The sequence below is a fragment of the Modicisalibacter luteus DSM 23508 genome (assembly GCF_000378505.1).
GTDB lineage: Bacteria > Pseudomonadota > Gammaproteobacteria > Pseudomonadales > Halomonadaceae > Modicisalibacter > Modicisalibacter luteus.
Genome location: NZ_KB900018.1, coordinates 1 through 9,883 on the forward strand (window position 1 = coordinate 1; position 9,883 = coordinate 9,883).

Consider the following 9,883-nt stretch of genomic DNA (forward strand, 5'->3'; position numbering starts at 1 on the left):
CGGCCGTATCCCGTACCGGTCGCAGTATCGATGCAATCGATCACTATCGTAACCTCGGTCGGCCAGTAGATGGTGGCATCGCTTATGTGGGCGTCCCGTATACCTTGGCAAGCGGATCTGCTCCATGACAGGAACGAGATAGCGCGAGTCGGCGTGCTGGCCAGGCGATAGCAGGAAGCTCAGCGGCACGCCATTGGCATCGCAGACCAGATGGATCTTGGTGGTCAGTCCGCCTCGGCTTCGTCCAAGCGCATGATCTACCGGCTCCCGAGAGCCCCTTTTTACCGCCGCCAGCGGCAGAGCGAGTCGCTCGAATCGAGGTGGAGTCAGCCATCCAGGTATCGAGATCCATGTAGCCATCTTCCCGGAGCTTCAGGTGAAGGCGTGACAGGATACGTTCGAGTGTGCCGTCATCTCGCCACTGTCAAAAACGCTGATAGACCGTTTTCCACGGGCCGAAGCGTTCGGATCCCGCCACTTGGCACCGGAGCAGAGGATCCAGAAGATGCCGTTGAGCATCTGCCGGTCATCGCGCCGTGGGCGCCCACGCCCAGCAGGCTTACCAGGCGAAACGATATCTTCAATCGATGCCCAACCCTGATCGGAAATTTCGTAACGTCCTGCCATGCTGGCACCTCCAAGCCTGATGGAGGAAAGGCTTGGAGGTGCCGTCATTGTTCAGACAAAGCGTAGTACCGAAGGGCCATACTTATGCTTCAACAAGTAGCGGAGGATGCCCCAAGTTTCAGGCTGTTCTAACTGCTATACGACCATGCATTATCCTCGCAGCGATAGAGTAACCGACGGACTCGCTAGCGACGCCGAGCCGTCTCTAGCGAGTCAAATTCCAAACCGTACGCAAGCGACACAACCGGTAACGGTCGAAGGCAAACTGCAAGAACTTGGGGCGCTGCTGCCCGCCCCGCGCTTAGGGTGGCTATCAACGATAGAGGCCTGACTTTGGATTGGCCGAGGCGCTCCCCGGCCGACGGCTGGCATCACTGGCGCGTCGCCCTAGGGCCTGGCGACATTAGGCCTGCTTAGCGACACGGGCCTTGAGGGTCTTGCCTGCTCGTGATGGGGGACGGCAGATTCCGCATACGAAATGCTGCGAGAGGCTGTACGCATGCGCCACGAAGCGGCCCCGGCATGCCGTACAGCTGGTTAATTGCAGGAGATCACTTTCAAAAAAGCGTACCAAAGTCCAGGCGCGCGTCAGCCCTAGTACCGGGTCGGCATTTTCCAGCAGAACCTGTTCAATATAGAGTCTGTAAGCCTTGATGAATGCGGTCAGCCGCTCGCACCCGACCTCTTCAGACAAGCAGCGGTAGATATTATAAAACAGCGAGGCATGGATATTCGGCTGCCAAGTCAAGAACCAGTCGGTAGAGAACGGCAACATTCCCTTGGGTGGTGACATCCCGCGGACTTCTTTGTAAAGCCTAATCAGCCGCGCACGGCTTAGCTCCGTCTCTGACTCTAGCACCTGCAGGCGAGCGCCCAGCTCGATCAGCTCGATAGCTACCTGCACTTGCATCATTTCACTGACGAGGCTCTTCGCAGTCATAAACTTACCCTCCGTGCCAGGCCGACACCGTATCGTCATACGGTGAGAAGGGCTCAGCTGTCATAAGCAAAGCCGTCTGTGTCTGGCGCTTTCCCAAGTCGCGAGGATTGTCAGCCAGCCTGAGAACTGGTCAGTTTCTACGTGTATCAATCGGCACAACCGCTGGTTGGATCGGGCCAGTTGGTGTGGAGAGTGCCGCCACCAAATCTGCCATACCGCTCGTGATCTTTAGGCGGACCCACGCAGTGTCGCGGTCCTCCTTGATCATCCTCTTAGCCAGGAGGAAATACGTGAGATTGATCTCTTGGATATCATTTAAGAGGCTGCCGTGTTGCATGTCGCCTCCTCTAGCTGCAAATTCAGATTAGTAATGTAGCAAACAATCCTCCTATGTCACGTTGGGCGCGTCAGCCGATAGACTGAGCCTAGGGTCTAGACATGTGAGAGATCGCCCCCTCATCAGTACTCCTCAGAGACACAGGAGTCCAACATGCAGAAGCATCTCAGCGAAAAACAGATTACCAATGTCTTTAAGGAGGCCAAAACCGGCCTGTCCCGTAAGGAACTGCATTGTAAGAACTGGTGGCCTGGAGACACCAGAAGCGTGCTGGCTCAGGACGCTGGAATAGGAAAACATGCCTGAGTCCCCCCGATGCCATGCTCTAGACAGAGATGCGCTTGCGCCCGGTAGAAGTGGAGTGCAAGGCGGACTTTCCTGAGTTATTCGGCCGACCGCGAACCGCAGCCCCCCAGCCAATAACGGGGCTCAAGATCGACCGAGCTGTAGTCAGCAATCAGAAGCAGGACGAAAGAGCCCGTAAGCTGATGTTCTGCATGATCGACATGGGCACATTCTTTACCTGGTGATCACGGCAGAAGGCCTCGGGGCAGTATCGCATCTACCGGGTACGAGGCTGCACCCAAGCGCAGGGTTTCTTCTTCTCTCCAACGCTACCAGCTGACCGACGCTTGGAATGGAGCCGCGGCTTAAGCCGCAACAAAAAAGGCGTCGCCGTGCTTGGCATTGTTAGCTTTAATCACTTTACGTTACGACCTGCCCGGCCTAATGCTTTCACAAGTGCAATGGTTCCCACTGCACTTCTCAGCGACATAATTGCTTTCACTGCTTGATCCCCTCCAGCTTCGCCTAGGGCTTCTACAATTGCAGATGCTCCAACTGAGCTTCTCAGTGACATGATCGCTTTTACCGCTTCATCTCCTCCAGCTTTTCCTAAAGCCCCTACAACTGCCGGTGTTCCAACTGAACTCCTCAGCGACATAATTTCTTTTACTGCCTCCTCCCCTCCAGCTTCACCTAAAGCCTCAATAATTACAGGGGTTTTAACCGAACCTCTCAGTGACATAATTGCTTTTACCGCTGACATTGACAACCACTCCTTATTGATATCCGCGTATAAAGCTAACGCCTTGAATAAGCCACCAATTTAGAGCGGCAGTGAAAAATTGGCCAGCTTAATTAACTGGTTACGTGCCAAACTATGAAAGGTACCTTTCTTATCATGAAGATGGATACTTCCGGTTTTGATGTCTTCAAGCACAGCTTTTGTCGTCCATCGTCCCTCAAATTTAAAGGCGCTCAGCGCATCAAGGGCTACCTGCCCGAGGAGATCGTCGGCCAGCATTTTTCTCGGCTCTGCACCGAGGAAGACCGGGCCAAGGGCGAGCCTGAGCGTGGACTGACCATTGCACGTACGACAGGCCGCTTCGAGAAGGAAGGTTACCGCCAACGCAAGGACGGTAGCCTGTTCATCGCCTATGTGGTCATCGATGCCATATATAGCGATGATGGTACGCTGCTGGGGTTCGCCAAGATCACCCGCGATATCACCGAGTCGAGACAGACACAACAAGCCATGGAGCAGGCCCGCGAAGCGCTTTTCCAATCGCAGAAAATGGAACCCCTCGGTCAGTTGACCGGTGGTATTGCCCATGATTTCAACAGGCTGTTAATGGTATTTTTGGAAGCCTGTACATCGCCGCCTGGCACCTACGCAACGACCCTAAAGCTACGCGCCTGTTGGAATGCCATTCAAAGGGGTCCAGCGCTGGGTTTCGCTGACACAGCATATACTGGCTTTTCCTCGTAGCCAGGAGCTGCGCCCCGAAGTGCTGGAAGTCCCCAAGCTGATTCATGATATGTCCGAGATGCTGCAACAAATCCTGGGGGCCGCAAGTCCATATCGAAACCCGCTTCCCCTTGGGGTTGGATGCCATCCTGGCGGACACCAATCAGCTGGAACTGTTCCTGCTCAACCTGATAGTGAATGCCCGTGATGCGATAGCCAATGGAAGTGATATTACCCTGTCGGCGGCCAATGAGCTGGCTTCGTCGGACAACACCATGGCCTTGACGCTGGCCCCTATGTGCGTGTTGTCGTGCCGGATAGAGGGGCAGGGATGGGCAAGGCCGTTGACCAAGACCATGGAGCCCTTCTTTATTACCAAGGATCCAGGCGAGGGTACGGACTCGGTCTGTTATGGTGCACGACATGGCCGAGCAATTGGGTGGCCGCCTGTATATTGAAAGCAGCCCAGGCCAGGGAACTAGCGTCGAGCTCTGGTTACCTACAGCACAGCTCGAACCTGGCCAAGCCCAGAGCCCGGGGCACTGTCAACAAGCAGAGCGGGCAAGCCAGGAAACCGAGCCCGAAGGAGCAGCCACTCAAGTACCTGGTGGTGGACGACGACAGCCTGGTTCTGTTCAGCGTGGCCGCCATGCTGGAGAATTTGGGGCACCAGGTCGTAGAAAAGGACAATGCCGCAGACGCCTATGCCCTGCTCGAACACAACGACACCATCGATCTGGTGATTACCGATCATGCCATGCCCCAAATGACCGGCGCCGAGCTGGCTGAAGCGGTACACCAGGAATGACTAGCGCTTCCGCTCATCCTGGCCTCGGAGTATACCGAGCAATTGCAGCTGTCCACCTACCTTCCCAAACTGGCCAAGCCGTTCAGCCAGGACTCGCTCAAGGAAGCGCTTCGAAAGCAATAAATGGTGCTCTATGTACAAAGACGATGGCAAACGTGGCCGGTGTCGTTGAGTAATGGTTTCATGCGATTAAGGCATGAATCGAATCGCACCGAAGCCCTCCTATGCATCGGGCCTGGCCCGACGGCCAGGCCGAAAACATCAGCGGATGATAAGAATGGGGACGGAGGCATGGCGGATCATATCGGTGGTTGTGCTGCCCACCAGCAAATGGCGAATACGCGAGTGTCCATAGGCCCCCATGACCAGCATGTCGATCCCATGCAGCTGCTTGTAATGGCGAAGCGCCAGCTCGATCTCTCCCGATTGAATCGAGGTGATGACTTTTCCTCCGCGCCCTTCAAGCTGTTGTTCGACCCACGTCAACTGCGTACGGTGAGCTTCAGTGTCTACCCCAACCAGCACTACGTGGCACTCCAAACCAGCCAGCAGGGGACTAGAGGCCACCTTTTCCACTGCCTTATGCGCAGTCTCACTCCCATCAAAGGCTATAAGTACACGCTGAGGAGCCGTAAATTCAGCAACAGTGATCAGAATGGGACAATGCAGGGCGCGAACGACGCGCTCCAAGTTCGATCCCAGGTGCGCACTGGCCGAGGCGGCAGACTCACCCCGCTTTCCCAGTACCAGAAGGCGAATTTCGCTTTCCAACTCATACAGGGCTTCGACAACTTCGCCGTTACGCTGTCGAGTCGACGGCTCGCTTACGCCATCTTCGGTCGCGCGCTGACAAGCAGCTTCCAACATCAGCCTGCCCTGCTGCTGCGCGATCTTTCCCCGTTGCTCGTCCAGCGCCGCGAGTTCCTCCAGCAGATGCTCACGCGACCCCAGGCCAATCTGCCCGCTCGAATCATGAACGACAGGATTGGCTTCCTTGTCGATGACATGCACAAATGTCAGCGGCGCCGATAGCCGGAGGCTGGCCCAAGCGGCAGCATCGCATACTGCACGCGAGAAGTTGGAGCCATCGATACAGGCCATGATCTGTTGAGTCATAGTTGTCTCCTTGTTGTTAGTGGCCGCCCATCATTTTCTCGACGGCGTCGGGTTTATCATGGATGGCGAAGCAGTCGACGATGGTCGCGCTGGCTTCGTTCAAACCGATAATCTCAACATCTATCCTTTCTCGGCGGAACTTAATCACCACCTTATCGAGGGCACCTACCGCTGTAAGTGTTCTGGTCAAGTAAGAGCGGACATATTCTCAAGCCACAGCTGCCAGTCCGACTTCCCTCGGCGTCTGGTAGTCCAGGGTCGAGTGGAGCCGGCAGCTGTTGTACTCCATCTCGATGTCCCGCCGTGCTGCCTGGCGGCTCCCGTATCGCTGGCCAGCCAGCCACTCGCTTTTCAGTGAGCCGAAGAAGCGCTCCATAACGGCGTTATCCCAACAGTTCCCCTTGCGACTCATCGAGGCCCGGAACCCGTGCCGAACCAGCGTGAACCGGTATTCATGCGACGCGTACTGACTGCCGCGGTCATTATGATGTAGCAACCCTTCCTCGGGCTTCCGGCGACCCATGGCCATCTCTAGAGCATCCAGCACCAGCTGCGTGCGCATGGGGTCCGCCATCGCCCAGCCCACGCATTGCCGATCATGAGGGCCAAGGATCGCCGCCAGATAGAGCCAGCCCTCCAGCGTCCAGATCGCCGTGATGTCGGCCACCCAGACCCGGTTTGGTGCTGCCACCATGAATCGGCGGTTCAGCAGGTTGGGAGCCACCGGCAAGGTGTGCTGACTGTTGGTCGTATGACGCCAACGTCGCCGCTGCCGTGCCTCTATGCCTGCTTCCTGCATCAGGTTCCGCGCCTGGTAGCGACCGATGTCGTATCCGCGGCGGCGTAGCTCTCTGGCCATGCGCCGGCTGACCTGCATGACCCGACACAGCATGGCCACAGGGTAGGTGGCCTTCTCCGACTCGACGAACGGGAATCTTCGTTCGACTCTTTGGCGAAGAAGGCCGCCGCCTTTTTTAAGATATCCTTTTCAACCTGAAGTTTACGAACTTCTTCACGGGGCTTCTTGATCTCGGCATCGCGATCATCTTCTTGCCGGCTCGGGGCATTGGATGCCTGCTGACGGTGCTTGCGGCACCAACGATCCAGTACGCTGCGCTCCCCCCCAGGCGCCGGGCGGCTACGGATAGGGAATATCTCTGATCCATCACCAGGCTCACCGCATCCGCCTTGAACTCATCGGAAAACCGACGTCGAGTCTTCTTGGTCATGAACCCCCACTGCCTCCCACTGCCTTCATTATGAGGCTTATCGATGTGTCCGCTCCAATTGGACCACTTCATAGGGTTTTAGCAGCAATAGTCTAAACTTTATTTCGCCAGCGCAGGATTACGATCAAGCACGGGCCCGTCTGGGATCGGCTCCGACAGCGAAAACGCAGTATGTATTCCATGGCTAAAGTGCGGCCAGATTAGCAAGGCATTTCTAACCGATATAGGATCAGGCAGCGCCCCTTACCCCTCGAGCCGTTATGTATCAAGGCCTTCGCTGCTTTCACGCTGGATTATGATCAAGTGAGGCTTATGCAGGAAACACTCGAATTCACGCTCAACCTGAAGCCTTGCTCCGTCTTATGCCATAGCCCTTTTGCTTCGCTACTCGTGCCCAAGTCAACCACCCTCGTCTCCCCGGGCCTTGTCTTCTCAAATACTACGCCCGCTAAATGCATACGTTCAGCTGGCAGCAATAAATAAAGTCGACTTTGGCCGCTCTCGGCTACCAAGACATTTCCCCCGTCTACTTCATATTCGGAAATGGGCTCCAGAAGCCCGACATTGGCAAGTTCGCCCTGCAGTCCTTGCCAGCAAGGCGCGGATTGTATCGCCGGTCGACGAGGCCAAAGCGTGGGAAATAGCCGCGGTCCATATCAGCTAAGGTATCAAAATAAAGCGAACATTCGGAAGCATGAGCATAGCCAGTCATCAGGCTGGCTGCCACCCGATTCGCTGTGGCCACCTCATCATCGGCTATCTGGGCGGGATTATCGTTTGCCAAGGTTACGTGCAAAATTACCCTCTTATCGTTTACCTTCGCCCAAGTCGAAGCGGCAGCAGTCCGTTGGCAGATGCTATCTCCAGCAGCCACCCGAAACACAACGCCATCGATGACTTGATCAGCAAATGGCTGAGCTAGCATCTCCTCAAGAAAATTCTCTTCACCGTTATTGAAGCCATGGCTAATAAAGTGCGTGTATACCGTGCGCCACTGGCTTTGGCCTCTGCGGAGTTGCGTAGCTTGGAGAGATATACAGGTAGTTTAATGCGATCCCTGAAATCGACGAGATCCGCAATAGCGCCGTCAATACGGCGCAGTAATACGACGAAGTGCCAGGTATTCCTGGGTTGGCTTGACTCTAACAGCGATCGACCTATCCGGAATACTGGGTGCCGTGAGGTTTGTCGGGTTGCCTGAACCAAACACTGATTGACCATGGACACGTGTCCTTCCCTAGACCTGTCGGTGATCCGGGAAACCTGGCGGCGAGGTTTCGCCTCGTCGAAGCATGTGACCCAAGAAGGGCCTGACAGCCTATCCAAGGTTGCCGATTTACCAGCCGGGCGTTCACCGAGGTGCTGGAATCCCACGGCGTCCGGATCAGCATGGATGGAAAGGGTTGCTACCGGGATAATATCTTCGTCGAGCGGCTCTGGCGTAGCGCGAAGTACGGGTGCATCTACCTGAAGGCCTTGGGGGATGGTACCCACCTGCGTCAGGAGTTGAGGACGTATTTCACCTGGTACAACCAACATCGCCCCCATCAGGGGCTGGACGATGCGACACCCGATGAGGTGTACTTCGATCAACTACTGACCCGGGCGGCCTGACGCCTGATGACAATCTGGTCAGAGCTTAAATTGTCTGTCAGGTGGTCCAACGGATGGGGTCCACTTCACGCGGGAGCCGGTAGATCATGCTGCTGATAAAGCCATAATCCTTGATTCGTTTGCGATGTTGCATGTAAGTCCTCCCTTATCTTCGATTAAAGATTCGAGATTCCCGCTTGTTCCAGTCTCAGCGAGAAACAGAAAATTGAAATAGATCCCTTAATCGCTATCTACACATAAAGGATCAATATAGAAAGAGTTATTTGTCGTTTAAATATTAGTAATGTATCAAAGATGCCGGAGCCGATGCAGGGAATCGCGTCAATGTCATGGCTATCTCCACTCATGCTAATGGCTTAAATAAATGAATTGTATCGAATAAGGGCGCACTTGAAGCGGGTCTGGCACGAGCCTGATGGCTGCTACTTTGATTGACCGAGCGCGCTTCTGGCATCTATACCATATCAATTCGTAAGAAATTTAACTTCTGAGCCAGTCTGGCTTTAGCCTGGCATGGAGGCTTCGACATGAGTGAGTTGGTCGGTGACTTTTTGCTAAAACGGTTATCGGAATGGAATGTCAAGCGTATCTACGGGTATCCCGGTGACGGCAGTAACGGGATCATGGGAGCACTGAACCGGGCAGGCGAGCAGTTCGAGTTCATCCAGACCCGGCACGAGGAAATGGCGGCGTTCATGGCCTGTGCCCACGCCAAGTTCACCGGCCAAGTGGGTGTATGCACGGCAACCTCCGGCCCGGGGGCGATTCACCTGCTCAATGGTCTATATGATGCCAAGAAGGATCATCAGCCGGTCGTTGCCATTGTTGGCCAGCAGGCACGTGCGGCCATGGGGGGCGAATACCAGCAAGAGGTTGATCTTGTTTCGTTGTTCAAGGACGTCGCTCATGAATACGTGCATATGGCGACCAGTCCAGGACAGATTCGCCACTTGGTCGATAGGGCCATACGTATTGCCCTGTCCGAGCGTACCGTGACTGCCATCATCATTCCCAATGACCTGCAATCCCAGCCTGCCGTTGAACAGCCTCCGCATGCGCACGGCACGATCCACTCCGGTGTCGGCTACTCTCACCCGCGCATAGCGCCACACGAGGACGACCTCAAGCGGGCGGCCGCCGTGCTCAATGAAGGCGAACGAGTCGCCATCCTGGTTGGGGCTGGGGCGCTCAATGCCACCGATGAAGTGATACAGGTCGCTGAGAAGCTAGGCGCGGGTGTCGCCAAGGCATTGCTGGGGCGCGCAGCGCTCCCCGACGACCTGCCATTTGTTACGGGCTCTATCGGCCTGCTCGGCACCAACCCGAGTTGGGAGATGATGTCGAACTGTGACACGCTGCTGATGATCGGTTCCGGTTTTCCCTATTCGGAATTCCTGCCCGAGGAAGGGCAAGCTCGCGGCGTGCAGATCGACATCGATGGTCGGCAAGTGAGCATGCGCTA

10 protein-coding genes and 3 pseudogenes are annotated in these 9,883 nt (G+C 55.7%); 6 read left to right on the top strand and 7 right to left on the bottom strand.

Annotated features, from left to right (window positions below):
• From F568_RS25970 to F568_RS25975, 3 genes and pseudogenes are all read right to left on the bottom strand, one after another.
• Nucleotides 1-627 (bottom strand): annotated as a pseudogene (locus F568_RS25970) (IS5 family transposase); the annotation flags it as partial.
• A gap of 403 nt (nucleotides 628-1,030) precedes the next feature.
• A complete protein-coding gene (gene flhC / locus F568_RS0121390) occupies nucleotides 1,031-1,567 on the bottom strand; it encodes a flagellar transcriptional regulator FlhC (RefSeq protein ID WP_019020795.1) in 537 nt (178 codons plus the stop codon).
• 130 nt (nucleotides 1,568-1,697) lie between these two features.
• Complete coding sequence (locus tag F568_RS25975) at nucleotides 1,698-1,904, bottom strand: flagellar transcriptional regulator FlhD (RefSeq protein WP_229804356.1); 207 nt, start codon at nucleotides 1,902-1,904, stop codon at nucleotides 1,698-1,700.
• A gap of 153 nt (nucleotides 1,905-2,057) precedes the next feature.
• On the opposite strand from F568_RS25975, the gene F568_RS25180 reads away from it, so the two are divergent.
• Complete coding sequence (locus tag F568_RS25180) at nucleotides 2,058-2,210, top strand: hypothetical protein (protein ID WP_019020796.1); 153 nt, start codon at nucleotides 2,058-2,060, stop codon at nucleotides 2,208-2,210.
• 394 nt (nucleotides 2,211-2,604) lie between these two features.
• Here F568_RS25180 and F568_RS25185 read toward each other — a convergent pair whose 3' ends face one another.
• Entirely contained in the window at nucleotides 2,605-2,952 is a 348-nt protein-coding gene (locus F568_RS25185; RefSeq protein WP_156817541.1) for a hypothetical protein, read from the bottom strand.
• Between the two features lie 135 nt (nucleotides 2,953-3,087).
• Here F568_RS25185 and F568_RS24125 point away from each other — a divergent pair, with 135 nt between their 5' ends.
• From F568_RS24125 to F568_RS24690, 3 genes are read left to right on the top strand one after another with little or no spacing between them, the layout of a single operon-like run.
• The gene (locus F568_RS24125) at nucleotides 3,088-3,675 is read left to right on the top strand and encodes a PAS domain S-box protein (protein WP_026300710.1); all 588 of its coding nucleotides are present in this window, start codon (nucleotides 3,088-3,090) and stop codon (nucleotides 3,673-3,675) included.
• A gap of 44 nt (nucleotides 3,676-3,719) precedes the next feature.
• Nucleotides 3,720-4,112 (top strand): hybrid sensor histidine kinase/response regulator, encoded by a 393-nt coding sequence (locus tag F568_RS25330; RefSeq protein ID WP_169338694.1) that lies wholly within the window; start codon nucleotides 3,720-3,722, stop codon nucleotides 4,110-4,112.
• A complete protein-coding gene (locus F568_RS24690; protein ID WP_169338695.1) occupies nucleotides 4,094-4,462 on the top strand; it encodes a response regulator in 369 nt (122 codons plus the stop codon). The genes F568_RS25330 and F568_RS24690 overlap by 19 nt, the downstream gene beginning before the upstream one ends.
• A 261-nt stretch (nucleotides 4,463-4,723) precedes the next feature.
• Here F568_RS24690 and F568_RS0121425 read toward each other — a convergent pair whose 3' ends face one another.
• The 3 genes and pseudogenes from F568_RS0121425 to F568_RS0121435 all read right to left on the bottom strand — a co-directional run bounded on the left by F568_RS0121425 (nucleotide 4,724) and on the right by F568_RS0121435 (nucleotide 6,807).
• Nucleotides 4,724-5,578: a universal stress protein gene (locus F568_RS0121425; protein ID WP_019020799.1), complete on the bottom strand. Its 855-nt coding sequence runs from the start codon at nucleotides 5,576-5,578 to the stop codon at nucleotides 4,724-4,726.
• Nucleotides 5,579-5,594: 16 nt separating this feature from the next.
• A pseudogene (locus tag F568_RS24695) lies at nucleotides 5,595-5,756 on the bottom strand (sulfate transporter); the annotation flags it as partial.
• 30 nt (nucleotides 5,757-5,786) lie between these two features.
• A pseudogene (locus F568_RS0121435) lies at nucleotides 5,787-6,807 on the bottom strand (IS3 family transposase).
• 1,359 nt (nucleotides 6,808-8,166) lie between these two features.
• On the opposite strand from F568_RS0121435, the gene F568_RS23650 reads away from it, so the two are divergent.
• Together F568_RS23650 and F568_RS0121460 are read left to right on the top strand one after the other, a co-directional pair.
• Nucleotides 8,167-8,421 carry an integrase core domain-containing protein gene (locus tag F568_RS23650; protein ID WP_268247064.1) on the top strand — a complete coding sequence of 85 codons (255 nt, stop codon included), beginning with the start codon at nucleotides 8,167-8,169 and terminating at the stop codon, nucleotides 8,419-8,421.
• Nucleotides 8,422-8,948: 527 nt separating this feature from the next.
• Nucleotides 8,949-9,883, top strand: a 935-nt coding sequence (locus F568_RS0121460; protein ID WP_019016649.1) for a thiamine pyrophosphate-binding protein, incomplete at its 3' end; no start/stop codon positions are given.